We start from the raw sequence: 25987 nt of genomic DNA on the forward strand, positions 1-25987 counted from the left end.
CACAACCCTACGCAAAAGAACTCCTCGCCTACAAGGATGAAAGATTAAGCGAGTTTGTTGTCTTGAATGAAGCGGATCGCATCACCCACAGTTTTGATCTTTTCAGCTTGCTCATCGGGGATTTCGATCCCAAATTTTTCTTCAAGGGCCATGATGAGCTCCACCACATCGAGCGAGTCCGCGTTTAAATCCTTGATAAAGTCCGCCTCTTCTGTAACCTGCGATGCATTCACATTTAACTGCTCTACGATCACTGCCTGCACATCTTCAAATAAAGCCATAAAAATCTCCTAACTTAATTTAAATTAAAATTTTCAAAACAATCCCAGCATTCTAACCGCAAAACGCTTTAAGAACCCTAAAACAAAAGCCTATTTACGCTCCAAAATGTCGGCGATCCGGTATAGAAAATAGACAATCAACAACAATAAAACAATCACAAAAAAGTGCATCTCTCTTCCTTTAACTGAAATTTGCGCCCCTACATATACAAGCCGCCATTGACCTTCAAGACCTCACCCGTGATGTAGCTAGCCAGGTCGCTGAGTAAGAACGCCACAGCCCCGGCGACCTCTTTAGGCACGCCTAGTCTGGCTAGGGGGATGTTTTTTAAATACGCCTCTTTCACGCTCGCCTCTAAATGCGTCATGTCCGTGTCGATGAAGCCTGGGGTGATGCAATTAAAGCGGACATTGCGCATCGCCCCCTCGTAAGCAAAGGACTTCGTCATGGATAAAATCCCTCCCTTGCTGGCGGCATAATTGACCTGCCCTATATTGCCCCTTTCGGCGATCACAGATGAGATATTCACCACACTCCCAAAGCGTTGTTTTGCCATCACCTTTAGGGCTTCTCGGCACCCGACAAACACGGATTTTAAATTCGTATCTAAGACTTGCATGAACTCTTCGGTTTTCATGCGTAAAGCGAGTTTGTCTAACACAATGCCGGCGTTGTTGACTAAATAGCTTAAGCCCCCGTCGGCATCCACAATCGTTTGGATGCCCTCAATGAAAGCCTTTTCATCCGTAACATCAAACTTCACCAAAGCGACCCTGCCGCCCATGCCCTCGATCTCAGCCTTCAAGCTGTCGGCACTTTCGGGGTTAGAGCGGTAGTTGATCCACACCTTTAAACGCCCCCCCTCTTTGTGGCTGTAATTTGCTAGCAACAGCGCAATGGCACGCCCGATCCCCCGAGCCGCCCCCGTGATCAAGACATTTTGTCCGCTAAATTCCACGGCAAATCCTTAGAGCTTAGACTCGTAGCGTCTTAGCATATACAAGCGTTTAAGGATTTTCTTTTTCGCGTTGATTTTTTGTTTCTTGCGTTTCTCGGTTTTGGACTCAAAAAAGCGTCTTGCACGGCATTCAGTCACCACTAAATTGCGATCTGTCTGCTTTTTAAAACGCCGATAAGCCTCATCAAAACTATCTGTTTCGCGCACCTTGATCCCGGGCATGCCATCACCTACTTTCTTGTGTAAATATCCGCGTATACTAACAAACTTTTGTAAATTTAACCTAAAATCACGAAAACTTTGCTATAATGGGGCTTTTTGGGTGCTCATAGCTCAGCTGAATAGAGCAACAGGTTGCGGTCCTGTAGGCCGGGGGTTTGAATCCCTCTGAGCACACCACTTTGTAACTCCCTTTGAACCTTTTTATACCCTTAATACCCTCTTAATACCCTTGATCGATCATCGCTTGGGCGACCTTCCTAAAACCGGCAATGTTTGCGCCTAAAACTAAGTTTGTAGGGTCTTTAAACTCGGCGGCAGTTTGGGAGCTGTTGGTGAAAATGTCTTGCATGATGGTGTGTAATTTTTGGTCCACCACCTCAAAACTCCAAGTATGTAGGCTTGCGTTTTGCGCCATTTCTAAGCCGCTCACAGCCACGCCGCCCGCATTTGCTGCCTTGCTAGGTCCGTAGCAAATTTTTGCCTTTAGAAAGGCTTGCACTGCCTCAGCAGTTGATGGCATGTTTGCCCCCTCAACTACGCACTTACAGCCATTTTGTAGCAAGGTTTTAGCATCCAGCTCACTAAGCTCGTTTTGCGTAGCACTTGGAAACGCCGCAAAACAAGGCACACCCCACACTCCATTTGTGCCTGCTTTGTAGTCCTTCGTGGGGGTGTAGATGGCACTTTTTTTATTCTTGGCGTAGTCCTCAATGCGCCCCTTACGCACCTCTTTGATTTCTTTCAATAGATCTAAATTGATCCCCTCTTTATCGTAGATCATGCCCTTAGAGTCGCTGACTGTTACGGGGATCGCCCCCACTTGCCATAACTTTTCAATGGTGTAAATCGCCACATTGCCGCTACCAGAAACAGAACAGACCTTGCCCTCTAGCCCCTCTTTACGCGCCCCTAACATTTCTTGGGCAAAATACACGGCACCATAACCCGTAGCCTCTTTACGCACTAGACTGCCCCCCCAGTCTAAATTTTTGCCCGTGAGCGCACCCTCAAAGCCATCCACAAGCTTTTTATACCGCCCAAAGAGATAGCCAATTTCCCTAGCCCCCACGCCAATGTCGCCGGCCGGTACATCTTTTAATGCCCCAATATAGCGGTGCAATTCGTCCATATACGCCTGACAAAAGCGCATGATCTCCGCCTCACTCTTGCCCTTTGGATCAAAGTCGCTCCCTCCCTTTGCCCCACCAATGTTTAGCGTGGTGAGCGCATTTTTAAAGATTTGCTCGAAACCCAAAAACTTAATGATACTCGCATTTGCGCTGGGGTGAAACCTTAGCCCTCCCTTGTAGGGACCTAGGGCGTTGTTGAACTGAACCCGCCACCCCCGATTGACTTGTACCTTGCCTTTGTCATCAGCCCATACGACCTTGAAAAAGACCTGCCTATCTGGCTCCACCAGGCGTTCTAAAATGGCGTATTTTTCATACTTAGGTTCTTTTCTGAGTAGGGGGCTTAAAGCGTGCAGCATTTCGGCGACTGCTTGTCTAAACTCCACTTGTTGGGGGTAGGCACTCTCCACATGTTTTAAAATCCGATCCGCATACATGAGAACTCCCTTCAAAAGTAACTTTACAAAGTCAAATACCCATTGTATAATACCCACTCACAACTAACCTATGGAAACATAATGGATGCTTACGAATACAGCGAATTACTTAAGGACTTGCAGGGCAAATGCCATAACATCGCCCAAATCATCAAGCCCCAAGAGTTGCAGGCACAATTAGAAAGATTGATCCAAGAGCAAGCCCACCCCGACTTTTGGCAGGATAAGACCACCGCCACACACAAAAACAAAGAAAAAATGCGTGTAGAACGCCTATTATCCGCCTACTACAAGACCAAACAAGCTCTAGATGAAACCTATGAACTCTTTGAGCTAACCCAAGAAGACACCCACGCTTTAGGACAGCTGTTTGACGAAGCCCCCAAATTAGCAAGTTGTATCCAAAATATGGAAGTGGAAGTCATGCTAAGCGATCCAAACGATGCCCTAGACGCTTTGGTGAGCATCCAACCGGGAGCTGGGGGACAGAGAGCCAAGACTGGGCGAGCATGCTCTATCGCATGTATTTACGCTGGGCGGAGAGACGGGGCTTTAAGGTGGAGCTTTTAGACTATCAAGAGGGCGAGGAAGCGGGCATTAAGGGGGTAGCTTTTAGCATTAAAGGAGTCAATGTCTATGGCTATATGAAAAATGAAAATGGCATACACCGCCTCGTGCGCATGTCCCCCTTTAATGCTAATGGCAAGAGGCATACGAGCTTTGCGAGCGTTCAGGTGAGCCCCGAAGTGGATGATGAGATCAATATTGTCATTGAGGAGAAAGACTTTGAGATGGACACCTACCGCGCGAGCGGAGCGGGCGGACAACATGTCAACAAAACCGAGTCGGCTGTGCGCATCACCCACCACGCTACGGGGATTGTAGTGCAATGCCAAAACGATCGCAGTCAACACAAAAACAAGGCAATGGCATTAAAAATGTTGAAATCCAAACTTTACGAGCTCGAGTTACGCAAGCAACAAGAACAAAGCAACCAAAAAGAAAAGAGCGAAATCGGTTGGGGACACCAAATTAGAAGCTATGTTTTAGCGCCCTACCAACAAATCAAGGATGCAAGGAGCGGGATCGCCTATAGCCAAGTGGAGGCGGTTTTGGATGGGGATCTAGATCAAATCATGCAAGATGTCCTAGTGCGTAAGGCGCAAATTCCTTAAAGCATTCTACAAAGCAAAATAAATTATAATCGCCGCATTATCTAAGGAGGATAGATGACCCAAGAAGAGTTGGATGCCTTGATGAGTGGGGGCGGTTTGGAAGTGGCCGCCCTTGAGGAATTGGAGAAGGCGGACGAGATTGAAGAGGGCGATGAAGACAAAAAAGACCAGGAGGCGGGAAGCCACTACATGAAAGTGGATAAAAAAACCGCCGAGAAATACGGCAAGATCGACTCTGAAGAGTGGCCCCCCCCACCCCCCACTGAAGAGCACAAAGTCGTGCACCAACTAGACGATGTAACAAGAGATTCTGAAGTCAAGGCGACTCAGGTTTTCGACCAGCTCGACTACATCAACATGAGCGCAGATGGGATTTTAAAAGTTTTAAAGAAAATGAAAGATCCCCTACAAAAGCATTTAGAAATCTTTGAAACTTTAGCTGAAAACTTTCCTCTAATCCAAACTTTCCAAACTTCCCTAGATGAAACAAATGAGATTTTACAAGGCATCAATTCTATACAAGAAAAAGCCGAAGGTTGTTCAGACAGCTCCATGCAAGCCATGGACATCATGCAATTTCAAGACATCCACCGCCAAAAAATCGAGCGGGTTATCAATGTCATGCGCGCTTTGACGCAGTACATGAACGCCCTATTTGAGGGCAGTATCGCCGATTCTAAACGGGTCAGCTCCGCCTCTTACATCATCGGCGATGACAACGAGAGCGCGGCGAGTGAGAGCGACATTGAGGCGTTGATCGCCGCCTTTGGTAAAAAATAGCTTTGGTCGAATTACTCGCCCCGGCAGGCAACCTAACCAAACTTAAGATCGCCCTAGACTATGGGGCGGATGCGGTCTATGCAGGTTTAGGGCAGTTTTCTTTGAGAAACCGCGCGTCTAAGGCGTTTGATTTGGAGAGTTTTAAAGAGGGCGTGCGCTACACCCACGCAAAGGGCAAGAAATTTTACGCCACTTTAAATGGCTTTCCTTTTAACGCCCAAATTAAACTTTTAGAGGAGCAACTGCTAAAACTTGCCGATTGCAAGGTCGATGCGCTCATCATCGCCACCCCCGGGGTGCTAAGGCTGGCGCAAAAACTCACCCCCCATATCCCCATCCATTTATCCACCCAAGCCAATGTGATGAATGTTTTGGACGCTGAGGCTTACTACGAAATGGGCGTGAAGCGCATTGTAGCGGCACGGGAGATGAGCCTCAATGACGCGGTGGAGATTAAAAAACACCTCCCCGATTTGGAGCTTGAAATTTTTGTGCATGGGAGCATGTGCTTTGCCTTTTCTGGGCGGTGTTTGATCTCGGCTTTGCAACACGGGCGTGTGCCAAATCGAGGTAGTTGTGCCAACGATTGCCGTTTTGACTACGAGTATTACATCAAAAACCCCGACACGGGCGTTTTAATGCGCCTTGAGGAGGAGGAGGGTATCGGCACGCACATTTTAAACGCCAAGGATTTAAACCTAGCTAGCCACATCGGCGCGATTTTAGACACTAAGGCGATCGATGCTTTCAAAATTGAGGGGCGCACGAAGTCTAGCTACTACGCTGCCATCACCACAAAAACCTACCGCACTGCCATAGACGACTACTATCGCAACCAACACCGCCCCGCCCTCTACCAAGCCGAGCTAGCCACTCTCAAAAATCGGGGCTTTAGCGAGGGATATTTAATCAAACGCCCCCACCAACGCCTAGACACCCAAAATTTTAAAACCGCGATCAGCGAGGGGGATTTTCAAGTGAGCGGGGAGGTGCTAGAAGATGGCTTGCATTTTTTGTGTAAATTCACCACCCGCCCCAATGAACCCTATGAAGTGGTCTTGCCCTATGGAGCGCATTTAGAGCCCGTAGCCAATGAGCTAGGTAAACTCTATAGCTTTGAGGGCAAACACTACCTTTGTCTGTATAAAATCGCTTTAGAAAACGGGCAAGAACTAGAGAGCGTGCATAGCGGGAACACCAACCCCGTAAAACTCCCAGCAAAACTTCCCGCCCGCACCTTTTTGCGCACCCAACATGTTTTACCCCACAAAGACTGACAAGTCAGGCAGTGTTTTTTTATTTTATCTAAGAACCAGCACGACTACAAAAAAAAATAAATATCTTTTGGCACGCACATTCTTGGTTGTGGTAAGACATTTAGCTCTCATCCTCTCTTTTTCGCTGGGGACTTTGTGCGCCCACCCCTTTTCAGCCTTTAATGGACCTTTTGTCGCGGTTGGCATGGGGGTGGGTCGGGGCTATGTTCTCCAAAATGCGGGTTCTACAGGTACTTTCAGCAATTTATCCTCGCATTCGGCGCAATTTGGTTTCCAACTGCAAGGAGGGGATCAAAAATATTTTAACCCCTTTGTGGGGGTGTCTTATTATGGTTACTTTGGATACCGCTACCTCTATATGGATCAATTTGCCCATGCCTTTGAGAATGCAGCTAGCGCAAACCGCTATAGCTTTGGCATAGGGGCGAATCTTTTAGTCAATATTTACAGCAAGTTTAGAAGAAAGGGGCGGCGACTCAAAGTTTATAACTACGGGGTTTTTGGGGGCTTGTTAGCGATAGCAAATATTTGGAGTGTGCGTTTTTCAGGCATGAGTGCTTCCTATGTGCGCAATAACGCCAACATCGATGCCGTCTTTGGGGTCAGCATGCGCTTTGATAAATTTAAATTAACCTTTGGTGTTCATGTCCCCCTTGCCAACCAAACAAGGTTGGTGCGTGTCCCAAGCAGCTCCCCCGTTAGATCTTTAGAGATCGGGGATAATTACCAAAGTGCAGAGCTTTTCATGAATTTTATACGGATCTTTTGACATTCTTGGAGCGATATGCAAACCGATGCTGACAAGATGTGCCCTTTTTTGTTTCTGCATGATTTTGTGCCTTTCTATCCTTGGGGCGCACTCTCTTGCGTCCTATTTAGATGGGAATTTTTTATCCTTTGGGATGGACGCAGGAGGGGGAGATGTGATGGAAAGCGTGAGCAACCTAGCTACAAGCACCAAAGAGGAGCAAACATACAAACTCGAGCAAAGTGCCTTTGAAAATGCCCTAAGTCAGCTCAAGAGCAATCGCAACCAGACCATTAACACCCTGCAAGGCATCGTCCAACAGCTCTTGGGGACTGACCCGACCTCTTCTGCGCTCAACCACCTGGTCGCCCAAATCAATGATTTGGCTAAAAACCCCAACTCTAAAGACTTGATGTCTAACCTCAATACGAGCTTGCAGACCTACCAAGATTATTTAAATGGGATGATTTCCTCTTATGAGAGCCAAAACCAACAAATTATCCAAGAAGCCCAAGCCAAATTGAAAGTCTACGAAGCCAAAGTGAGCTCCTACACTGCCCAAAATCAAGCCATCCTCCAAAAGGCGATCCACAATTTCAATACCTATAACACCCAAATCCAACAAACTTTTAAAGCATTGGGTATTGAGTGCGCTAAAGTGATGGGGGCAAACAGCCCCACTTGCACGGGCTTAAGCCCTAAGGATTTAGATTACACTTTCCCCAAGAATTTCCCCACAAAAATCACTGATTTCACGCCCTCACAGACGATTCAAGCCCTCCAATCTCTAGGTGCACAGCTGGATAAAAGCATTAAGGTCGTGAGCGAAAACGCCCAAGCGATTAACAACGCTAACCAAGAAATCGCCCAAAAGGGGGTTGAGGAAATGAAAATGCTTTTACAAGCCAAAACCCAAGACATCACCCAAGCCCTTAACAATGTGATGGGGCTTTCTCTAATTATTAGCAATGCTTTTCACAATGCATGGGTGAATTATGCCAATGGAAAACTCTATGGGATAGACAACGCCTCTGAAGGCTCTTACACCTACAAAGGGACGACTTATGATAACTTTGTCAATAATTCTTGGAACTGCGTGTTAAAGCAAATTGTAGACTCTGATCCTAATAGCTCCTATACGGGCTTTCAGGCGAGCAATTGTAGCCTTGTCGGTATTGGTGCAGCAAAACTCCCCCCCCAATTCAAAGCTTTGGGGCTGAACCTTTACAACATGTGGAACACCCTTTTTAATGTCCAAGAAATGCAAGCCAAGATTCCCGCTATCATGAACTCAAATTGCGCCCCGGGCAATGGGGTGGGCGGGGCGTCATGGCATAATTGTGGCAATACCCCCTCCTTGCAAACAATGCAAAACGATATGACCAAATTTTTTAATTTTATGAATGGCTATGTGGGGAGTGTAAGCTTTAATGGCAATTTTGCCAACTCGGAAGTTTATACCAAACTTAAAGGGTATTTGGACACAGGCAACTTGAGCGATGCCAAGCAGTTAGTGCAGGGCTACCAACAAGCCGCCAAAAACATGATTTCTACTTTCCAAGATAACCCCGTGTGGATCATGAGCATTGTGCCCAACGGGTCCCCTACTTCCGATGTGCCTGATGCCTCCAAAAATGTCAAAGACTGCTGGAGCTCCCAATTTGCTGGAGCGAATTTCCCCCAAATCAACACCAATACGGGCAAGCCCTACACAATGTGCGGATACAGTAGCTGGGCTCGGTCGATCCTTGTGGGTTACTTTGGCTTTGGCAAAAGCACTGCAACAAGTATTGAGCAAGCCATCAGCACCGCCCTAGGCCCCGTCAATACCGCCATACAAAACGCCATCAATGCCACCAAAGCCTACAAAAATTACAAGCCCCCCAAGCCTTTTCTGTCCCTAACCCCACTTTCCAGCCCCAAGTCCCCACCCCCACTTCCCCTAGCGCACCGCTGATTAGCACCAATGCCACCCCCTGCCCCAACTTAAAAAACCCACAATCCCCCTAATCTCCTTTTCCACTTCTAATTTTAGATCATCTAGCTCTCTAAGACTGGGAATGCATGTGAGTGGGGGCTATCAAAAGTATTTCAGCCCCTTTTTGGGGATCGCCTACTACGGCTACTTGGCTTACCGCTACGCTTACATGGCACGCTTCATTAGAAACTCTGACCTCACCGATTTAAACCGCTACACTCTGGGTTTTGGGGCAAATTTACTCAGCAACTTTTACACCAAGATCAGCAAAAGGCGGTTTGGATCGGCAAGAATCCGCGCATACGGCATGTTTGGGGGCTTACTCGGGACTTTCAACATTTACGGGGCGCATTTTCTACACGACAAAGCCCAAATGCGCACCGGTTTTAATGTGGACGCTGTAACGGGCTTACAAATGCGTATCAATCGCTACAAATGGAGCATGGGCGTGCGTATCCCTATCATCCAAAAAGCCCAAAGCATCCCCTTAGACAATGGAGAAAACCTCGAAATCTTGGAGAACTACAAACACCCCCAATTTTTTCTCAACTTCACCACAATTTTTTAAGCAAGAAGCCCACAGCTTGGGACAAGCGTTATTCAATCTGCTTAGGTTCGCCATTGTCGGGGCATTGCTCGCTGGAGGCTTCTTGGGCAAGCCCTTTAACAACGGGCTTAGGCTTTGTGGCACAAGCCGTTTTATGGGCGCAGCCCACACTAAAAACTAACACTAATGCCAATGCTAAAAGCCTAGTTTTTTTCTCCATCGCAAACTCCTTTATCAAACAACCCCCCAAACTTAGCGCATTTAAACCAACCACCCACTAATCTTTTTTAGATTTTTGGCTGATTTTGCTAATCCACAGCCACAGCCCGACTAGGCTTATGATGAAAAGCACGGGCAAGAGATAGGGATAAGCGTTGCCCTCATCTAAAGAGCGGCGCACCCACGCGCTGGCATGGAAAGTGAGCTCGCCTAGGCTCAACGCCCACAGCGCACAAGAGAGCGCGTTAAGCCCCACAAACTGCTTAAAAGAAAACTTGCTAAGCCCTATGGCTAGGGGGACTAGAGTTTTCACCCCATAAATGTATTTGTTGAAGAAAATCAGCCAAGCCCCGTATTTGTGGATCCATATATGCACTAAAGCGAGCTTACGGCGGTGTTTGTGTAGGTAGCTACGCATTTCTTTTTTCTGTGTCCGCCCCAGCCACACCAATAAACAACTGCCGACAAAATTACCCAGCCCTGCCACGAGCATGGTTTTTGTAATGTCCATATGCCCGGTTGCGCTCAAAATCGCCGCCAACACAAGCCCCACATACCCACTCCCCAAAGAATACACAAAGAGAAAGAAATACCCCCACGAGTCGAACAAGGCTTGAAAATGCGCTAGATCCACCAAAGTCCTTAAGCTTAATCTTTCTAGGGTATAATAGCACAAAGTCCAACTAGGAGTTTTTCATGACTAATGGTTATTACGCAGCCACAGGGGGCATGGTTACAGAGTTTAACCGCTTAGACCAAATTTCTAATAATTTAGCCAATCTCAACACTGCCGGTTTCAAGCGCGACGATGTGATCGTGGGCGATTTTTTGCGCCTTTATCAAAATTACCGCGATAAATTACCCCTGCCCGATCAAACCCGCCAAGCCGCCAAGTATTTAAACCGCAACCTAGATCGCGTGCCTATCATCGTAGAAAGATACACCGATTACAGCCTAGGACCCATGCAAAAAACAGACAACGAGTTGGATTTTGCCTTGAGCGATCCTAACGCCTACTTTGTGGTGCAGACCCCACAGGGCATCGCCTTTACTAGGGATGGCAGTTTTACCATTGATGCACAAGGGTTTTTAAGCACTAAAGAGGGCTACCACGTCTTAAGCCGCGGGGGGATTGAAAATGGCGCAGGGATACAAATGCTGCCCGGGGCAAGTGTGAGTGTTGCGCCCAATGGGGACATGTTTTTTAGACAGGGCAATGAGGAAGTGCCGGGAGGGGCTTTAGCCGTGGTGGCTTTTCAAAGCCAAAAACTCTTAAAAAAAATCGGGGACAATCTCTACACCTACCCGCAAGATAAAATGCAAGAGCGCACTGAGCTAAACGCCCCCGTTGTCCGGCAACATTTTTTGGAAAAAAGCAATGTCAATGCCGTGATTGAGATGACCCGCCTCATTGAAGCCAACCGCTTGGTGGATATGTACTCTAAAGTGTTAAGGACCCACATGGACGACATGCACGCTGAGGCGATCAGCAAACTAGCAGCAAGGGTATAAGGAGCGCGTGATGAAGTTATCTAAAAAGTTTCTACCCCTTGCTTTATTGGCTTGTGGGGGGGGGCTACACGCTGAAAAGAGCGCATTTTTCATCGGGGGCATTTATGAAGTGGGCGGCTCGACCTTTAAAGCCCGTATCAGTGGCAAAAAACCCAGTAGTATGAACCGCACCGCCATCACCCAGGGCGTAGGCGTACGGGTCGGCTATAATCTGCTCTTTGGGGAAAAGGGCTATGTGGGCTTGCGCTTTTATGGCTTTTACAACTGGGGTTTAACTAACTTTGGCAAGGTGGTGTGGAATCGGAACGCTAACTTTGGCAAGAACACCTTTAATTTGTCTGGCTATGGCGTGGGAGCAGATTTACTCATCAACCTCTTTAATGGCGAAAAGTCTAATCTAGGCGTGTTTGGTGGCGTGGCACTGGGAGGTAACACTTGGTATGCGGTGCATGGACCGGGAGGGGCAACGCGCTTTCAGTGGATGGTCAATGTGGGCGTTCGGGCGGTGATCGCTAGACACAGTGCCTTTGAAGTGGGTGTAAAAATTCCCATGCTCGCTACCCATGTGCAGGGTAGAGTGGACGGTGGTGTTTTTAATGACTTCAGTCTGTCCTTAAAACGTGATTGGGCATTCACCGCCGCCTATTATTTCTTATTCTAATGTTGCGCTTGTGGCGCGTGCTGGTGTTGCTGGCTTTGGGTGTGGGTGTGGGTATGGTGCTCTTCTCTGGAGCGTGTGTCGCTCCCGTGATTTTTAAAACTCCCGGGATTTTAGACCAACACCACGCAGGGGTGCTGATGGGGCGCATTTTTGTCAAGGGCAATTATCTTTTAAACGCCCTAGCTTGCGTGCTTATCTTGGACGCTTTGGTGCTTTGGGCGGTGCATAAATCGGGGCTTTTATTCTTCCATCTAGTGGGGGTGGCACTGATTGGCTTGTTTAGCTTCTACTACACCCCCTACATTTTAAACGCCCAAGCCAAAAAAACGACCGCAAGCCCCGAGTTTTTAGCCATGCACGCCCAGAGCGAAACACTCTTTAAAGCCTTGCTTGTTTTGCTCTGCTTGTCCTTTATTTGGAGAGCACTCTTAAGGCCTAAGAGAGGTGTTTAAAGCTTGCCACTAGATTTTCAACCAAGAGATTAAACCCATCCACCAAGATAAACACCAAAATTTTAAAGGGCAAAGAGATCATCACAGGGGGCAGCATCATCATCCCCATTGCCATTAAAATGGAACTCACAACCATGTCGATGACTAAAAAGGGCAAGTAGAGCAAAAAGCCGATTTGAAACCCGGTTTTAAGCTCGCTGATCATAAAAGCGGGCACAAGCACGGTTAGGGGGACGGCGCTGGGGTTTTTGGGGTTTTCTAAATGGCGGATTCTAAAAAATAGGGCTAGGTCCTTTTCACGGGTGTTTTGCAACATGAACTCTTTAAAAGGCACAATGCCGATCTCAAAGGCTTGTGTATAAGAAATCTTTTCAGCCAAGTAGGGCTTAATGGCAGTGTTGTAGCTCTTCTTAGCGGCGGGCTCCATGATAAAAAAGGTCAAAATCAATGCCAAAGACACCAAAATCTGCGTGGGGGGGGTTTGTTGTGTGCCTAGGGCGGTGCGCAAAAACGAGAACACCACAATCAGGCGGATAAAGCTCGTCATCACTAAGATTAAAGAGGGCGCAAGCACCAAGAGGGTTAAGACAAGCACCACATTTAGGGTTGTCACTAATTGCGTGGGCGTGTGGGGAGCTGTGAGAGATAAATTGATTGTGGGGATCACGGGGTCTTTAAGGGTGGCGCCGAGCAACACACAAGAGGCAAACACCGCCCAAAATAAAAGAAAACGCAAGGAAAAGCCCTTTTGTGTGGGATAAACCTTTAAGTATAATAGGCTTGTTTTTAAAATTGCCTAAAAAGGGAAAAAATGGCAGTATCGGTTGTGATCTTAGCGGCGGGCAAGGGCACGCGCATGCGCTCCAAGTTACCCAAAGTCTTGCATAAAATTTGCGGGCAGGAAATGCTTTTACATGTGCTAGAAAGTGCTTTTAGTGTGAGTGAGGATGTGCATGTCATCTTGCATCACGAACACGAATTGATTTCTCAGGTGATTTACAAACACTTTAAAAACAGACCAACCATCCACCTCCAAAATGCCACACAATACCCCGGCACAGGGGGGGCGCTCATGCAAGGGAGTAAAGCCCCTTTGCAAACCGCCCACAACCGCCTTTTAGTGCTCAACGCCGACATGCCCCTTGTATCTAAAGAAGCCCTTATGCCCTTTGTGGCAAGCCAAGAGGCGAATGCTTTGGGGGTCTTTAGCTTAGAAAATAAAAGTGGCTATGGGCGGGTGTGCTTAAGTGGCGGTAAGGTTACCTCTATTGTAGAGGAAAAGGACGCAAGCGCAGAAGTCCTAGCCCTAGACACCTTAAACGCCGGGGTGTATCTCTTTAGTCAAGAGTTCTTAAAAGAGTTCTTACCCAAGCTGGACAAGAACAACGCCCAAGCCGAATACTATTTAACCCAGCTTGTGGGCTTAGGCGTGCAACAAGGCGTGCGCTTTGCCCCGATTTTTGTTAATGCTCACGACTTCTTAGGGGTCAATTCACAAAGCGAGCTAGCCGCCGCTGAAAACAAAATGCTAGACAAATTACGAGAGCAGGCCATGCAAGCGGGGGTGTGCATGCACATGCCCCACACGATTTACTTAGAAAAGGGGGTGCGCTTTGGGCAGGGTTGCGTGCTCGAGCAGGGGGTGCATTTGGCGGGGGCTTGCTATTTGCAAGAGGCGCACATTAAGGCGCACAGCGTGGTCGAATCAAGCCACATTGAAAACAGCTCCATCGGGCCGCTCGCGCATATCCGCCCCAACTCTAAGATTATTAATAGCCATGTGGGCAACTTCGTGGAAACCAAGAGTGCTTATTTAAATGGGGTGAAGGCGGGGCATTTGAGCTACCTTGGCGATTGCAGCATTGCCAGCGGGACGAATGTCGGGGCGGGAGTCATCACCTGCAACTACAATGGTAAGAGCAAGCACCACACCAAAATCGGGCACAATGTCTTCATCGGTAGCGACAGCCAACTAGTCGCCCCCTTAAACATCCCCGATAATGTGCTGATCGCAGCGGGCAGCACCATCACAGAGCCCATGCAAGAGGGAGATTTAGTCCTCGTGCGCCCCCCTCAAGTGTCCATCTCCAAAGGGTATTTTAAATTCTTCAAAAAGCCCTAGTTGCGCCTTGAAACCCTTGCAGCCCCCACCGCCCCCACCACAGCAAGGCAATCCCACCCAAGCCCCCACAACACGAGCCCCCCACAGCTATCACCACCGCCAAACTGCTAACCTCTATAAAGGCAAACCCCCCACTAAAACCTCTATAAAAACCATAAAACAACACAACCCCCACCACATAACCCCCACAGCATACAACTCCATACAACCACAACCCCCCACTTGCCACAGCCCCAAACACCCCCAAAACTCACCACCTCCAACACCACGCACCAAAGAACAAGTCTTTTTAATCACAAAAGCACACGCCACAAAAATAGCAAAAGGGCAACTAAACCTATAAAACCCTATAAGTTTTTGCGCAAGTTGTTTTGCGACAACAGCCATAAATATTTCTAAAAAGGGCGTTGTAGTTTGTGTTGCATGAGCCCAGCATATATGCAAAAAGCTCCTCAACAACTAAAGGATAAGGCCAACCTTTTGATGAGGGCAGGCACGCTAGAAATATAGCAACAAACCCCACTTTATGGGATTTTGTGGCTATACAAGAGCTTTGATAGATGATAGAAAACATACACACAGAGCTAAAGAGAGCAAGAGAAACACACAATCTCTATTAAAATTAGCAATGCAGACAATGCAGCGCAAAATTTGCAATTCAATATCGAAACCTCCGGTATCCCCACACTCAACCCAAGCCAAAATGGCAATCAAGGCAATACAAGCACCAACGCCACCACAGAGGTGAACAATTTAGTCAATTCTTTAAACACGCTTGCCACCAATGTGGGCAACACCTATGCAGGGCTACAAACCATTGACACCCAAGCTAAACAAACCGCTGGTTATTTGCAGACCATTGTTTCCGCTTATGACAATGCCCTAAATGTTTTTACAAAAATTGGGGCATTTGCTGTGAGCGACCTTAAAGAGGTACAAAAAGATGAAACAATTCTTGCCACCACCAAAGAGGGCACAGAAGCCAATCTCATCGCCACACATAACTTAAAGTTAGCTCTTGCAAACACAGGTGCAGAGATTGCAGCGTTGCAAGCCACTGAGCAAGAGATCACAAAATCGGGCATACAAACCCAACTCTCAAATGCTGTTGCAGATATTACATCTTTAAATCAAGATCTTGGCATTGCAAAATACACCTTTACACAAAGCGCTATAGCGGCGGGGACCCCCCCGGGTGTGATCACCTACGCCGACAAGCTTAAAACAGCGGTAAGCAATGTTACCAACGCCTTAAACGCCACAAAAACCGCCTTAATCGATGCCTGCGGACAAGGGGCGGAGTGCCAAACAAGCGGCACGGGTTCTAGCACTTCAGGCTCTAGCTCCAATGATGGCAAGAGTTCTTCTAGCGGCAACAATAACAACAAAAACAAGAGCTCTTCTAGCCAAAATAAGGGTAAAAATACTGCAGACTCGAGTCCGGACCAAAAGACCCCAAGCACCAATTCTGGCAAAACAAGCCCACACGCTAAAAACTCCAAGGAGCACAGCTCTAGTTCTAATAAAACCGGTCCTAACGCCAACCCCCATCAGAACAACCAAACCCCACAAACCGCCAGCAACTCTTTGCAAAACCTCATCAACTCCATTATAGACCAAGAGTTGCACGGCCCGGGACCAGTCCAAAGCGCCATCCTCCACTACATCGATCAAGAGGCGCACACCATCACCCAAACCACCAGTGCGATCATCAATAGCTTAGACAATGTGAGCGCAGCCCAAGCCGTGCAAAACATTGTGGCAGGGCTAGCAAATTATACCCAAGAGCTTGAGAATAATTTAGCAGATAATCCAGAGATTCCCCAAAGCTTCCAAACAGAAGTGGCTCACTTCATCCAAGGCATGCAAGCCAGCGATATTAATTTAGAATTAATGCAATTAAATTTAGACAGCCTGATTTCTCAAGCCAGCCAAATGCGTGTGGCGTTGCTAGATAATTTGGCAAACTCTGTCAATGCGCAAAACCTAAGCTCTTTTGCCAGCTTTGTGGCTTTGCCCGCTAAGTTAGACCTAAGCCCCAACCAAGCCCAAAACACCCAGCAAGCGGTGCAAGGCTTAAACAATCTCTTGATTTATTTAAACACCGCTAAAAATAAAATGGCCGCCTATGCTAAAGAAAGCCCTGAAGTGTTCTTAAACAGAGCGGGCGGGATCGGGCTGCCTAACCAAACCATCAATTCTAACGCAAATATGTACGGCGTGGATGTGCAGGTGGGGTATAAACAATTCTTTGGCAAAAAGAGAAGATGGGGTCTGCGCTACTATGGCAGCTTTAGTTACCAAAGAGGCGTGTTCTACGACCGCAACATCTCCAGCGTGAATAACTTTGTCTATGGGGCTGGGGTGGACGCTTTGTATAACTTCTATGAGAGCAAGGATGGCAAATACACCACGGGGGTGTTCTTGGGCTTTATGCTGGCGGGCAGCAGTTGGGTAGCCCCTGGTTATCATAACCTCTCCTCTGCCATGCAAGCCATTAATGCCGCAGGCGGACACGCCACCATGCACACCTCTTACTTCCAAATCCCCTTAAACATTGGCTTTAGAACCAATGTTACCAAGCACCATGGCTTTGAAATTGGTTTAAGAATCCCCCTTGCGGCTAATTATTATTTCAGAGGTTCTTTAAACGGCGCACACCTAGAAACCACCTATAAACGCAATGTGGCGGTGTATGTGAACTATGTTTATAATTTTTAGGAAGAAACGCGCAGCGTTTCTTAAGCGCAGCGTTTCTTAAGCGCAGCGTTTCTTAAGCGCAGCGTTTCTTAAGCGTGTAGCTTAAAAGATTTTAAATGCCCCTTGGCAGGTTTTAAACCGCCCAATCTAAACCTCCACAATCTTTTTAAAATTATGGCAAGGTTGTTCATCTTGCTACCCCCTTTTTTACCCTTAATGTTTTGCCATTTTAGGGGAGTTGTAGTATAATGGGCTTTTTTTGGAGAGGATATGGAGCATCGGGTTTTTACTTTTGCAGGATTGATCAGCCATAACCACGATTTCATCATCGGGTTTTATGCCGTCTTTTGTGCTTTATTTACGCTCATCATCAGCAAAATGGCGGTGAAAAAGCTACAAATCGTGCCTATGGGGCTACAAAATGTCTATGAAGCGGTGGTGGAGGGCATTTTGCATGTGGCTAAGGATGTCATCGGTGAGGAGCTCGCCCGTAAATACTTCCCCCTCACCGGCACGATCGCACTCTTTGTCTTTTATTGCAACATGATAGGCATCATCCCCGGCTTTGAAGCCCCCACGGCAAATTGGAGTTTTACGCTCGTTTTAGCTCTCATTGTCTTTATCTATTACCACTTTGAGGGCATCCGCAACCAAGGGGTTGCCGCCTACTTCAAGCACTTTTTAGGGCCCGTTAAGTGGCTCATGCCCATCATGTTTCCCGTGGAGATCATCTCCCACTTCTCCCGCATCATCTCGCTTTCTTTCCGTCTGTTTGGCAATATCAAGGGCGATGACATGTTCTTACTCATCATGCTCTTGCTCGTGCCTTGGGCAATCCCCGTTGCACCCTTCATGGTGCTCTTCTTCATGGGGATTTTACAAGCCTTTGTGTTTATGATTTTGACCTATGTTTATTTGGCGGGGGCGGTTTTAGTGGATGAGAACCACTAGCGGCCATGAAAAAGGACACCATTACATCGTTCTTAGATTTCTTTGCCGGGCTGTTTGTCGGCATTGCCCTTTTGTGTGGGGGGCTGTGTTTCTTTCTCTTTAGCGATTTGGGCTTGGTGGTGGCGGGGTTTTTCGCCCTCTTTGTCTTTGGGCTCTTTGTCTTTTTCGCCCTCATGGCAAAGTCCATGTCCGCCCTCATTAAAGAGAGCCAAAGAGAGCGCATTTAAATTAGTTGTTGCAAAATCCCCGCTCGATATAATCGCAAAGCAAATGGATTAAAAGGATATGCATTTCTTGAATGCGGGGGGTGTTACTGCTTGGCACAATTAAATTATGCGTGCATAAAGAGCGCATTGCCCCGCCCCCCCGTCCGCTAAGCCCGAGCGTGTTTAAGCCCAGCTCTTGTGCCTTTTTTAAGGCTAAAAGCACATTTTGTGAGTTGCCACTCGTGGAGATGCCGACCAAACAATCCCCCTTTTGCCCCAAAGCCTCCACTTGCCTAGAAAATACCCACTCATAGCCATAGTCGTTAGCAATGGCAGTTAGAGCGGAGGTGTCTGTGCTAAGCGCAAGGGCGGGCAGCCCCCGCCTTTCTTGTTTATAACGCCCCGTGAGTTCTGCCGCAAAGTGCTGTGCATCGGCGGCACTGCCCCCATTGCCACAAATCAAAATCTTGTTGCCTTTTTTAAGCGTGTCTAGCAAAAACGCCCCGCTTTGGGCTAAACTTTGGGCTAAATGTGCTAGGGTGTCTTGCGTGGTTTGGATATGCTCTAAAAACTCGGTTTGGATCAAAGCGTGCATGCAACTCCTTAGTGTCGGTTTTGGATTTTTTCTAGCGTGCTTGTGGTGGAGTAGCCCTTGACAAGGTCGATCAACACGACTTCTTGCACCAAACTACTGCCTACAATCTCTTTACCCGCATAATCCGCCCCCTTGACTAAAATATGCGGTTTTAGGGCTTTAATGAGCTCTAGGGGGGTGTCTTCTTCAAAGATCACCACAAAATCCACGCACTCTAGCCCCGCAAGCACAAACGCCCTTGCGTCTTGGTCGCACACGGGGCGGGTGTTGCCCTTTAAGCGACGCACCGAAGAGTCGCTGTTTAAGCCCACGACTAAAAGCCCCCCCAAAGCCTTCGCCTTTTGCAAATACTCCACATGCCCGCGGTGCAGCAAATCAAAACACCCATTCGTAAAAATGATTTTTGGGGGGTGCATGGCTTGCAGTAGGGCACACAGCGTAGGTCTGTCGAGCACCTTTTGCCCCTTGTGGTGGTGCTTTTGCAAGAAGTCCAACACTTCGGCATAGCTTGCCTGTGCACTGCCCACTTTCGCCACCACCACCGCCGCGGCTGCATTGGCAAAGTGGCACGCCTGCTCTATGGGATAACCCAGCCCCAAACAAAACGCCAACGCCGCGATCACCGTGTCGCCCGCCCCGCTCACATCATAAACTTCTTTGGCAATGGTGGGGATTTTATGCAAGTCCTTATCCAAAAACGCCATGCCCTGCTCGCTCAAGGTGATTAAAGGCGTGGCGATTTGCAGTTTGTCTTTAAAGTGGCTTAGGGCTTGTTTTAGGCTCATATCATCGACAATCTCCACCCCCGTAGCCATTTGGGCTTCTTTTTTATTCGGGGTGATTAAATCGGCGTTTGTGTATTTGGAATAATCCTTGCCCTTGGGGTCGCATAGGATTATTTTGTCCTGTGCTTTGGCTCTTTTAATCAACTCTTGGCATAAATGCGTGTCAAGCACGCCCTTTAAATAGTCGGATAAGATCAGCACATCGGCTTTTTCTAATAGGCCTCTTGCCTTTTCTAGCAGAACGGCGCAAGTGTCCTTGTCAATGGGCTCTTTGCGTTCGCGATCCACCCTTAAGACTTGTTGCTTAGAAATCATCACCCGCGATTTTTGGCTTGTGGGGCGTTTGGGGTCGACTAAAATCCCGCTTGTCCCTATGCTTAAAGCTTGCAGGGTTTCAAACAGCCACGCCTGCCCCCCGTCTGCCCCCACCACGCCGCATAAATCCACGCTTGCCCCTAGGGCGATTAAATTATCCGCTACATTGCCCGCCCCCCCAAGCCGCCGACTCTCATCTTTGACATCCACGACTTGCACGGGGGCTTCAGGCGAGAGCCTTTCGCTCTCTCCCCAAATGTAATGGTCTATGATAATGTCGCCCACCACAAGCACATGGGGGGGGTTTTTGGGCAGGGTTAAAAAGGCTTCTAGCATTGGGCAAGTTCTTTAATGGTGGGGATATAAGCGGACACGCCCCTTTTTAAATCATAGCTAGGGGCGTAGTCCAAATCGGCATGCGTGGGGGCAATGTCGGCACAAGTGTGCTCTTGAAAGAAGTCGTAGGGGTTTTTAATGTAGGTTACTTTGAACTCGCCAAAATGTTCTTGCAGCAAGCGGACAATGTCGTTATAGCTGTAACTCTTGCCATAGCCCACATTATACACTCCGCTCACAGATGCCCCCATCGCCTTGACATTGGCTTGGATCACATCATCGATATAGACAAAGTCGCGTTGTTGCTCCCCAAATTCAAAGAGTTTCACTTCTTTATGTTGCAAGGCTTGCAAGCCTAGCTGCAAGACCATTGAAGCGGTTTTGTGCTTGTAAAACTCCCCGGGACCATAGACATTAAAGTAACGCAAGCCCACAATCGGCATAAAACTCTCGTGGGCGAAGTCTAGGGCACTTTTATCCATGCAAAGTTTAGAAAAGCCATAGACATTTTCGGGCTTTTGCCCAAAGCCGACCTTATTAGGGGCGGGGGTGTTGCCATAAACCCCCGCTGAAGAAGCGTAAATGACCCGAGCGTCTTTCTTCAGGGCAATTTTTAAAATCTTAATGAAAGCTCTGTGGTTGGTTTGCATCACCAACTCTTGATTAGTGTTCGTGGTGTCTGAGATCGCCGCTTGGTGGAACAAATAATCAAAGTCTAGTTTCTTTAAAATGCCTAAATCCTTGTTTATGTCCGCCGTGATGATCTCGCCATCGAAGTTTAACAGGTTTTTAAAATGCCCTAAGCTCGTGGTGGGGGGGGTTTGCTCTCTAAATTTGTCAATGACAATCACCCGGGCTTTAGGGTGGTGGGTTTGAAAATACATGGCTAAATGGCTACCGATAAAGCCCGCCCCGCCGGTGATCACAATGGTTTTATTCTCTAGGGTGTTTGGGATATACAAAATGGTCCTTTCTGTGGGGTTAAAAAGTCTAAAACCTGCTCTAGGCAGGCAATGCGCCCTTGGGTTTGTGGCTCTTGTGGAGAAAAAAATAAATTTGTGCCAATCCCCCCCCTTAACCCAAATTCTATGTCGCTTGGCTTATCACCCACCAGCACACTTTGGGTTAAATCTAGGGGGAAATCTTGCAAGGCTTGCTTTAACATGCCTATTTGGGGTTTTCTACAGGTGCAACTCTCTTTGGGGGCGTGGGGGCAAAAGTAGATTTTATCTAATCCAAAACCTAGCTTTTCTTGCAGTTGTGCTTGCATGTAGGCATTTAGGGCGTGGAAGTCCTTTAGGCTGTAAAACCCCCGCCCAATGCCCGACTGATTTGTTACAAGCAAGAGCAAGTAGCCTAAATCCTTAGCCCCCCTTAAAAGTGTGAAAATGCCGGGCATAAACTCAAAATCTTTAGCTAGATAGACATAGTCCTTATCCACATTCACCACGCCGTCCCTATCCAAAAACAAAGCCTTCATGCATGCCCTAACATTTTCACGCCCATATAAATGGTGTGCGCCGCAAAGCCTAAGAGCAGTACAAAGGCGGCTTTTTGAAACCACGCCCGCCATTTGGAGCTTAAGAAATTGCCAAACAACGCCCCAAAAACAAACAAGGGCATGAAAGTCGCCAGACCCAAAACCACCATAGTTTCTAAGGCACTTGTGAGATTCGGGCGTGCCAAAGCATTTAGCACAAACCAGTAAATCAAGCCACAAGGCAGTAAACCATTTAACAGCCCCAAAGCGTAGAAACTCGGCAAACTAGGGGTGCTAAACAAACTTTTAAACCCCCTAGCAAACAACCCCCCACTTAAAGCTAAAGGGTTTTTCAAGCGCAAAATAAAACCCAAAGCAAAGAGAGCCATCAACACCCCTAAGCCCACTAAAACCCCCCCTTGTAAGCGCATACGGGGCAAGTGAAACGCTTTAGCCAAGACTTCTAAAAGCCCGTGAAAACCCAAAAAGGCTAAAAAGCCCACAAAGACATACATGCTAATGCGCCCCAAATTGTAAAGCGTATGGGCGATAAGTTGTGCTTTTAAGGGCGTTTGGGGGGTAAATTTACTTTGACAATAGGCGAGCACCACGCCCCCACACATGCCCACACAATGGCTAAGTGCCATTAAAGACGCGTTTAAAAAGAGATACACCAGCTCCATTAAGCCTCTAGCGCGGTGCGCATGCCCTTAAATACCAAGAGCCCATCGTAAATCCCATTGCTAAAGAAGTTGCCTAAAAACTTGCCATCTCCGCCCGTGAAATACGATTTGCGCTCCCCGATAAGGTGTTTGAGCGTGAGTAAAACGCTTTGCAAGACCCCATAGCCTAACGCATCTGCGGTGGCGTTAGGCAAGCCTTCTAAATCGACCCGTAAATTCAAAGGCATGTCTAGGGCGGGCGAAATGCTTTTATAAGCGTGGCAATAACTCTCAAAGCCGGGCAAAATCACGCCCCCTAAGTGCGTGTTGTTTTCCATAATGTCGATGGTGATCGCACTGCCCGCATCGATGACAACCCCGCTTTTGCCACCAAGCCCCAAACACGCCGCTATGCGATCCACCCCCAGCCCTTCATATTTGCTTATTAGTTGCATTTTGGGGGCTAAATCTGTGGCACTCGGGCAAAACTCTAAAAGGTGTTCTGTGTTTTTAGGACTCACACTGATATAAAAAACTCCGCCTTGTAGGGCTTCTTTGTAATTTTCTAAGTTTTGGGGCACGCACGCCCACACTCTCCCCTCTTGGTAAAAATGTAAGTGCGTGTTGCCAATATCGCAAAGGGTCATGGGTGGTTGTAACTCAAATTAAGGTAGTAGCGGTCGTAATAAATTTTGTCATCGGTGTAAAAGGTCATTTTGTCTAAGTGCCCGGACATGTTTTTAGACACATTTTTAAGCGGATAAACCCGGTAGTCATCAAAATGTTCCAAATCCACTTCTATGAGATAGCCTCTTTTCTCTAAAGTGTAAAGTTTTTTATCGGTAACCACAATTGTGTTTAACATCGCAAAGGGCAACTTCACCACACCCATGCCTTGGTCGTTGAGTGTTTGGTCCATCTCTAGAATCCGTCCATCTAAGGTCAGCACATATAGGCGGTGGTGTTTGTAAAGCACATCCACAATGTCTGCATCAAAGCTAAACTCTTGCCCCGAGATCACTGACACGAGCCTTTTGCCCGTGGCCGCAAACATGTTTTCTTCATCGACTTTTAAATAAATTACATTGTTGAAAAACTTCTCGCTGTTGAGCACAATGTTGCGCACAACTCTAGGCTCTTTAGGCACCACATCCACAACCAACAACCGCCCATCGAGCATGGGAAAGACCACCACCGTGTCTAAGAACACGGGTGCGGCGACTAAAGAATTGATCGCCGGGCTAGAGGAGCCCTTTTCATTGAAGATCAACTTTTTGGTTTTGATGTCGTAGATGTTGGCGGAGTTGTCCGCCATCACCACCGCCAATTGGTTGCCCTTAATGCTCGCACTTAAAGGGTAGGTGTCTAGGGGGATCGTGATGGAGGGGGTGGCACTTAAAGCGGTGCTGATGAGTTCTAATTGGTGGCAATGGTCGTGCAACTCAACATTTTGATCGGTTTCTTCAATGTTGTCGATGATCGCCTCTTGGGCTTGCTTGTCTGTGAGCGTGGTGTGTTTCTTGTGTTTGACCTTGGGGCCGTTGCGCTTGTGGGCGCGCCAACAATCGTGCGCCAAAATGTAGTAATCTTGGCTCTCATTCAAAAAGGAAGTTTCCTTGTCTTCCTTCTTTTCAATCTTTAGTTGTGTTAAGCCCTGTCTGTCTAGCACCCCACCATTGGATAAAATCGCTCCATAGCGGTTGGTGAAAATAATGGAGTTTTTAAGGGCATGGCTAAAGGTGATTTGCCGCACGATCTTAGACCTAGGCGGTGTAAAATTCTTGCGTCCATCGCAACCAAAGCCCACAAAGACCAATAAGGCTAACCCTACGATCCACACTTTCTTCATCACTCTTGCCCCTTTTGCGTGCCGGTGGCGGGGTAGTGCTTGAGTAAAGAGGCGATGGGGTAAATGCCTGAAGTGGGGGGAATAGTGGTGATCAATGCCTTCATCTCTTTAGCCGCTTTGGGGTCGTTGTGCAGTAAATAGGCTTGTTGCAAATGGATGAAGTCTTGCAAGGCGGGTAGATCCAAAGCTTTTAGGGCTTTTAAGTCACGGTTGTAAGAGGCGGCGTAGTAGCTTGCTAGAGCCTTTACAATGGGGTTTTTGGCGTGGCTTAGGGTGTCTAGGGTCTTGGTGTCCTTATTTTTTAGAGCCTGTGCGTAGTTGTAGAGCTCGGCAAGCTGGGGGGCTTGCTCTTGCAATTTCTCTAATGGGGCGGTGTTGTTAGGGTTTGCCAACACTTCGTTGTAAAGGGCGGTGATCTCTTGCGTCCTTTTGTCCTTTTGCACGGCTTCAAACTTTGCGTAGCCCCACCACGCCAACGCCAAGACCACCAACGCCCACAGCACATATTTATACTTGCTATACAGCTTTTCAAGCCTAAAAGCACTCTCTAAAAGTTTTTCATCGCTTTTAAACTCTTCTTTGACTTGTGTTAAATTCTCTTTAATTTCCATTAAATCCCACTGCTCCCAAAGCCCTTTGCGCCCCTTTGGGTGGCTTCTAGCTCAGGGGCTAGGGCAAAATCCGCCTGAAACACGCGGCAGAGCACCCCCTGCGCGATCCGATCGCCCGCTTGTATATGAAAGGGCGCATCGCCTAAATTCATTAAAATCACCTGCAACTCCCCCCGATAATCGCTATCGACCGTGCCCGGGGAGTTTAGCACCACAATTTGGTGCTTTAGTGCCAGTCCTGATCTAGAGCGCACCTGCACTTCATAGCCCTTCTCCAGCTCAAGGGCGATCCCAGTTTTTACCAAGCCCACGCTTTTAGGGGCGATCTCAAGGCTTTCTAGGGCGCATAAATCAAACCCGCTCGCCCCCGCACTTTGATAGGTGGGGAGTTTGGCGTGTGGGTGGAGTTTTTGCAACTTAACTTTTAGCATAATCAATATCTTTGTAATAAATGTCTAAAATCTCAAATTCGTTTTCGCCCGAGGGCAACACCACCGTAACCTCATCGCCCTTGCTTTTGCCCATTAAACTTTTGGCAATGGGCGAGCCAAAGGAGATGAGCCCCCTTGCGGGGTCGCTCTCCATGCTCCCCACAATGGTGTAACAAAACTCCTTGTCGTTGTCTAGGTTTAAAATTTTTACCGTGCTGCCAAAGCTCACCTTTTGGTGGCTTAGGGTGGCGGGGTCGATCACCTGCGCATTGGCTAAAATGCGACTTAAATCGTTAATTCTAGCTTCTATAAACGCCTGCTTTTCTTTGGCGGCGTGGTATTCGGCGTTCTCTTTTAAATCCCCATGCTCTCTTGCCCGATCGATTTCTTTTACGATCTGTGGCCTTTCCACTTCTTTGAGCTTTTTCAATTCGGCACAAACCTTTTCATAACCATAGGCACTCATCGGCTCTTTCATTGCAACTCCTAAAATAGAGCCAAAATTATATAAAACACATGGTTAAAACGCCCTAAATTTGCTAAATCTACCCCCCTATTAATTGCGC

At 47.6% G+C, this 25987-nt stretch carries 31 protein-coding genes and 1 tRNA gene; 14 read left to right on the plus strand and 18 right to left on the minus strand.

Annotated features, from left to right (window positions below):
- Window positions 1-44: 44 nt before the first annotated feature.
- The 3 genes from acpP to rpsU form a co-directional block, all read right to left on the minus strand.
- Window positions 45-281, minus strand: coding sequence for an acyl carrier protein (acpP, locus tag K6J74_RS06170; RefSeq protein WP_221271458.1), 237 nt, complete (start codon window positions 279-281; stop codon window positions 45-47).
- Window positions 282-481: 200 nt separating this feature from the next.
- Window positions 482-1240, minus strand: coding sequence for a 3-oxoacyl-ACP reductase FabG (gene fabG, locus K6J74_RS06175; protein ID WP_221271461.1), 759 nt, complete (start codon window positions 1238-1240; stop codon window positions 482-484).
- 9 nt (window positions 1241-1249) lie between these two features.
- Window positions 1250-1462, minus strand: coding sequence for a 30S ribosomal protein S21 (gene rpsU / locus K6J74_RS06180; protein WP_053825483.1), 213 nt, complete (start codon window positions 1460-1462; stop codon window positions 1250-1252).
- A 100-nt stretch (window positions 1463-1562) separates the two neighbouring features.
- On the opposite strand from rpsU, the gene K6J74_RS06185 reads away from it, so the two are divergent.
- Window positions 1563-1639: transfer RNA gene (locus K6J74_RS06185), tRNA-Arg, on the plus strand.
- Window positions 1640-1682: 43 nt separating this feature from the next.
- Here K6J74_RS06185 and gdhA read toward each other — a convergent pair.
- Window positions 1683-3029 carry an NADP-specific glutamate dehydrogenase gene (gdhA, locus tag K6J74_RS06190; protein WP_221271463.1) on the minus strand — a complete coding sequence of 449 codons (1347 nt, stop codon included), beginning with the start codon at window positions 3027-3029 and terminating at the stop codon, window positions 1683-1685.
- An 81-nt stretch (window positions 3030-3110) separates the two neighbouring features.
- Between gdhA and prfB the strand changes: the two genes are divergently transcribed.
- The 6 genes from prfB to K6J74_RS06220 all read left to right on the plus strand — a co-directional run bounded on the left by prfB (window position 3111) and on the right by K6J74_RS06220 (window position 9555).
- Window positions 3111-4204, plus strand: a protein-coding gene (prfB, locus tag K6J74_RS06195) for a peptide chain release factor 2 (protein WP_221271465.1) whose coding sequence is annotated in 2 segments (ribosomal slippage) — window positions 3111-3516 and window positions 3516-4204 — 1095 coding nt in all. Because the reading frame shifts where the segments join, the coding sequence is not laid out codon by codon here.
- Between the two features lie 54 nt (window positions 4205-4258).
- A complete protein-coding gene (gene cheZ / locus K6J74_RS06200; protein ID WP_221271467.1) occupies window positions 4259-4984 on the plus strand; it encodes a protein phosphatase CheZ in 726 nt (241 codons plus the stop codon).
- Entirely contained in the window at window positions 4981-6261 is a 1281-nt protein-coding gene (locus tag K6J74_RS06205; RefSeq protein ID WP_221272610.1) for a peptidase U32 family protein, read from the plus strand. The genes cheZ and K6J74_RS06205 overlap by 4 nt, the downstream gene beginning before the upstream one ends.
- An 88-nt stretch (window positions 6262-6349) precedes the next feature.
- Window positions 6350-7030: a hypothetical protein gene (locus K6J74_RS06210; RefSeq protein WP_221272611.1), complete on the plus strand. Its 681-nt coding sequence runs from the start codon at window positions 6350-6352 to the stop codon at window positions 7028-7030.
- A gap of 157 nt (window positions 7031-7187) precedes the next feature.
- Window positions 7188-8966 carry a hypothetical protein gene (locus tag K6J74_RS06215; RefSeq protein WP_221271469.1) on the plus strand — a complete coding sequence of 593 codons (1779 nt, stop codon included), beginning with the start codon at window positions 7188-7190 and terminating at the stop codon, window positions 8964-8966.
- 109 nt (window positions 8967-9075) lie between these two features.
- Window positions 9076-9555: a hypothetical protein gene (locus K6J74_RS06220; RefSeq protein ID WP_221271471.1), complete on the plus strand. Its 480-nt coding sequence runs from the start codon at window positions 9076-9078 to the stop codon at window positions 9553-9555.
- A gap of 28 nt (window positions 9556-9583) precedes the next feature.
- Here the strand turns inward: K6J74_RS06220 and K6J74_RS06225 are convergent, their stop codons facing one another.
- Together K6J74_RS06225 and K6J74_RS06230 are read right to left on the minus strand one after the other, a co-directional pair.
- Window positions 9584-9754 (minus strand): hypothetical protein, encoded by a 171-nt coding sequence (locus tag K6J74_RS06225; protein WP_221271474.1) that lies wholly within the window; start codon window positions 9752-9754, stop codon window positions 9584-9586.
- 57 nt (window positions 9755-9811) lie between these two features.
- On the minus strand, window positions 9812-10387 hold the full coding sequence (locus tag K6J74_RS06230; protein ID WP_221271476.1) for a DedA family protein: 576 nt from the start codon (window positions 10385-10387) through the stop codon (window positions 9812-9814).
- A 62-nt stretch (window positions 10388-10449) separates the two neighbouring features.
- Between K6J74_RS06230 and K6J74_RS06235 the strand changes: the two genes are divergently transcribed.
- The 3 genes from K6J74_RS06235 to K6J74_RS06245 are packed head-to-tail and all read left to right on the plus strand — an operon-like array spanning window position 10450 to window position 12378.
- Window positions 10450-11265, plus strand: coding sequence for a flagellar hook-basal body protein (locus K6J74_RS06235; RefSeq protein WP_221271478.1), 816 nt, complete (start codon window positions 10450-10452; stop codon window positions 11263-11265).
- A gap of 10 nt (window positions 11266-11275) precedes the next feature.
- Complete coding sequence (locus K6J74_RS06240; protein ID WP_082333525.1) at window positions 11276-11926, plus strand: outer membrane protein; 651 nt, start codon at window positions 11276-11278, stop codon at window positions 11924-11926.
- On the plus strand, window positions 11926-12378 hold the full coding sequence (locus K6J74_RS06245; RefSeq protein WP_221271480.1) for a DUF4149 domain-containing protein: 453 nt from the start codon (window positions 11926-11928) through the stop codon (window positions 12376-12378). Before K6J74_RS06240 ends, K6J74_RS06245 begins: the two co-directional genes overlap by 1 nt.
- Here the strand turns inward: K6J74_RS06245 and fliP are convergent.
- Entirely contained in the window at window positions 12362-13114 is a 753-nt protein-coding gene (fliP, locus tag K6J74_RS06250; protein WP_221271482.1) for a flagellar type III secretion system pore protein FliP, read from the minus strand. The two genes, K6J74_RS06245 and fliP, sit on opposite strands and share 17 nt — an antisense overlap.
- A gap of 75 nt (window positions 13115-13189) precedes the next feature.
- On the opposite strand from fliP, the gene glmU reads away from it, so the two are divergent.
- Complete coding sequence (gene glmU / locus K6J74_RS06255) at window positions 13190-14500, plus strand: bifunctional UDP-N-acetylglucosamine diphosphorylase/glucosamine-1-phosphate N-acetyltransferase GlmU (protein WP_221271485.1); 1311 nt, start codon at window positions 13190-13192, stop codon at window positions 14498-14500.
- Here the strand turns inward: glmU and K6J74_RS06260 are convergent.
- Window positions 14487-14747: a hypothetical protein gene (locus K6J74_RS06260; protein WP_221271487.1), complete on the minus strand. Its 261-nt coding sequence runs from the start codon at window positions 14745-14747 to the stop codon at window positions 14487-14489. The genes glmU and K6J74_RS06260 overlap by 14 nt on opposite strands.
- Window positions 14748-15151: 404 nt before the next feature.
- Between K6J74_RS06260 and K6J74_RS08700 the strand changes: the two genes are divergently transcribed.
- The 3 genes from K6J74_RS08700 to K6J74_RS06275 all read left to right on the plus strand — a co-directional run bounded on the left by K6J74_RS08700 (window position 15152) and on the right by K6J74_RS06275 (window position 18378).
- Window positions 15152-17221 carry an outer membrane protein gene (locus K6J74_RS08700; RefSeq protein WP_260321557.1) on the plus strand — a complete coding sequence of 690 codons (2070 nt, stop codon included), beginning with the start codon at window positions 15152-15154 and terminating at the stop codon, window positions 17219-17221.
- 249 nt (window positions 17222-17470) lie between these two features.
- Window positions 17471-18151 carry a F0F1 ATP synthase subunit A gene (locus K6J74_RS06270; RefSeq protein WP_221271489.1) on the plus strand — a complete coding sequence of 227 codons (681 nt, stop codon included), beginning with the start codon at window positions 17471-17473 and terminating at the stop codon, window positions 18149-18151.
- A 5-nt stretch (window positions 18152-18156) separates the two neighbouring features.
- Entirely contained in the window at window positions 18157-18378 is a 222-nt protein-coding gene (locus K6J74_RS06275; protein ID WP_221271491.1) for a hypothetical protein, read from the plus strand.
- 1 nt (window position 18379) lies between these two features.
- Here K6J74_RS06275 and gmhA read toward each other — a convergent pair whose 3' ends face one another.
- Genes gmhA through greA form a run of 10 tightly spaced genes read right to left on the minus strand, consistent with a single transcriptional unit; the run spans window position 18380 to window position 25899 of the window.
- On the minus strand, window positions 18380-18952 hold the full coding sequence (gmhA, locus tag K6J74_RS06280) for a D-sedoheptulose 7-phosphate isomerase (protein ID WP_221271493.1): 573 nt from the start codon (window positions 18950-18952) through the stop codon (window positions 18380-18382).
- Between the two features lie 8 nt (window positions 18953-18960).
- Window positions 18961-20388, minus strand: a complete 1428-nt coding sequence (gene rfaE1, locus K6J74_RS06285; protein WP_221271495.1) for a D-glycero-beta-D-manno-heptose-7-phosphate kinase — start codon at window positions 20386-20388, stop codon at window positions 18961-18963.
- Window positions 20382-21353 (minus strand): ADP-glyceromanno-heptose 6-epimerase, encoded by a 972-nt coding sequence (gene rfaD, locus K6J74_RS06290; RefSeq protein WP_221272613.1) that lies wholly within the window; start codon window positions 21351-21353, stop codon window positions 20382-20384. The genes rfaE1 and rfaD overlap by 7 nt, the downstream gene beginning before the upstream one ends.
- Complete coding sequence (locus tag K6J74_RS06295) at window positions 21329-21868, minus strand: D-glycero-alpha-D-manno-heptose-1,7-bisphosphate 7-phosphatase (RefSeq protein ID WP_221271496.1); 540 nt, start codon at window positions 21866-21868, stop codon at window positions 21329-21331. Before K6J74_RS06295 ends, rfaD begins: the two co-directional genes overlap by 25 nt.
- Entirely contained in the window at window positions 21865-22551 is a 687-nt protein-coding gene (locus tag K6J74_RS06300) for a sulfite exporter TauE/SafE family protein (protein ID WP_221271498.1), read from the minus strand. Before K6J74_RS06300 ends, K6J74_RS06295 begins: the two co-directional genes overlap by 4 nt.
- Window positions 22551-23177: a type III pantothenate kinase gene (locus K6J74_RS06305; RefSeq protein ID WP_221271500.1), complete on the minus strand. Its 627-nt coding sequence runs from the start codon at window positions 23175-23177 to the stop codon at window positions 22551-22553. The genes K6J74_RS06300 and K6J74_RS06305 overlap by 1 nt, the downstream gene beginning before the upstream one ends.
- Window positions 23174-24379 (minus strand): PQQ-like beta-propeller repeat protein, encoded by a 1206-nt coding sequence (locus K6J74_RS06310; RefSeq protein ID WP_221271502.1) that lies wholly within the window; start codon window positions 24377-24379, stop codon window positions 23174-23176. Before K6J74_RS06310 ends, K6J74_RS06305 begins: the two co-directional genes overlap by 4 nt.
- Window positions 24379-24990: a hypothetical protein gene (locus K6J74_RS06315; RefSeq protein WP_221271504.1), complete on the minus strand. Its 612-nt coding sequence runs from the start codon at window positions 24988-24990 to the stop codon at window positions 24379-24381. The genes K6J74_RS06310 and K6J74_RS06315 overlap by 1 nt, the downstream gene beginning before the upstream one ends.
- On the minus strand, window positions 24990-25421 hold the full coding sequence (dut, locus tag K6J74_RS06320; protein WP_221271507.1) for a dUTP diphosphatase: 432 nt from the start codon (window positions 25419-25421) through the stop codon (window positions 24990-24992). Before dut ends, K6J74_RS06315 begins: the two co-directional genes overlap by 1 nt.
- Window positions 25408-25899, minus strand: coding sequence for a transcription elongation factor GreA (gene greA, locus K6J74_RS06325; RefSeq protein ID WP_221271508.1), 492 nt, complete (start codon window positions 25897-25899; stop codon window positions 25408-25410). Before greA ends, dut begins: the two co-directional genes overlap by 14 nt.
- Window positions 25900-25987 lie beyond the last annotated feature (88 nt).

Origin of the sequence: Helicobacter sp. NHP19-012 (genome assembly GCF_019703325.1) — a bacterium.
GTDB lineage: Bacteria > Campylobacterota > Campylobacteria > Campylobacterales > Helicobacteraceae > Helicobacter > Helicobacter gastrofelis.

Coding starts and splice junctions, on each gene's coding strand:
- acpP (WP_221271458.1), bottom strand. CDS start 281: ATGGCTTTATTTGAAGATGTGCAGGCAGTGATCGTAGAGCAGTTAAAT.
- rpsU (WP_053825483.1), bottom strand. CDS start 1,462: ATGCCCGGGATCAAGGTGCGCGAAACAGATAGTTTTGATGAGGCTTAT.
- gdhA (WP_221271463.1), bottom strand. CDS start 3,029: ATGTATGCGGATCGGATTTTAAAACATGTGGAGAGTGCCTACCCCCAA.
- cheZ (WP_221271467.1), top strand. CDS start 4,259: ATGACCCAAGAAGAGTTGGATGCCTTGATGAGTGGGGGCGGTTTGGAA.
- K6J74_RS06215 (WP_221271469.1), top strand. CDS start 7,188: ATGGAAAGCGTGAGCAACCTAGCTACAAGCACCAAAGAGGAGCAAACA.
- K6J74_RS06225 (WP_221271474.1), bottom strand. CDS start 9,754: ATGGAGAAAAAAACTAGGCTTTTAGCATTGGCATTAGTGTTAGTTTTT.
- K6J74_RS06235 (WP_221271478.1), top strand. CDS start 10,450: ATGACTAATGGTTATTACGCAGCCACAGGGGGCATGGTTACAGAGTTT.
- K6J74_RS06240 (WP_082333525.1), top strand. CDS start 11,276: ATGAAGTTATCTAAAAAGTTTCTACCCCTTGCTTTATTGGCTTGTGGG.
- K6J74_RS06245 (WP_221271480.1), top strand. CDS start 11,926: ATGTTGCGCTTGTGGCGCGTGCTGGTGTTGCTGGCTTTGGGTGTGGGT.
- glmU (WP_221271485.1), top strand. CDS start 13,190: ATGGCAGTATCGGTTGTGATCTTAGCGGCGGGCAAGGGCACGCGCATG.
- K6J74_RS06270 (WP_221271489.1), top strand. CDS start 17,471: ATGGAGCATCGGGTTTTTACTTTTGCAGGATTGATCAGCCATAACCAC.
- K6J74_RS06275 (WP_221271491.1), top strand. CDS start 18,157: ATGAAAAAGGACACCATTACATCGTTCTTAGATTTCTTTGCCGGGCTG.
- gmhA (WP_221271493.1), bottom strand. CDS start 18,952: ATGCACGCTTTGATCCAAACCGAGTTTTTAGAGCATATCCAAACCACG.
- rfaE1 (WP_221271495.1), bottom strand. CDS start 20,388: ATGCTAGAAGCCTTTTTAACCCTGCCCAAAAACCCCCCCCATGTGCTT.
- K6J74_RS06295 (WP_221271496.1), bottom strand. CDS start 21,868: ATGAAGGCTTTGTTTTTGGATAGGGACGGCGTGGTGAATGTGGATAAG.
- K6J74_RS06300 (WP_221271498.1), bottom strand. CDS start 22,551: ATGGAGCTGGTGTATCTCTTTTTAAACGCGTCTTTAATGGCACTTAGC.
- K6J74_RS06305 (WP_221271500.1), bottom strand. CDS start 23,177: ATGACCCTTTGCGATATTGGCAACACGCACTTACATTTTTACCAAGAG.
- K6J74_RS06310 (WP_221271502.1), bottom strand. CDS start 24,379: ATGAAGAAAGTGTGGATCGTAGGGTTAGCCTTATTGGTCTTTGTGGGC.
- K6J74_RS06315 (WP_221271504.1), bottom strand. CDS start 24,990: ATGGAAATTAAAGAGAATTTAACACAAGTCAAAGAAGAGTTTAAAAGC.
- dut (WP_221271507.1), bottom strand. CDS start 25,421: ATGCTAAAAGTTAAGTTGCAAAAACTCCACCCACACGCCAAACTCCCC.
- greA (WP_221271508.1), bottom strand. CDS start 25,899: ATGAAAGAGCCGATGAGTGCCTATGGTTATGAAAAGGTTTGTGCCGAA.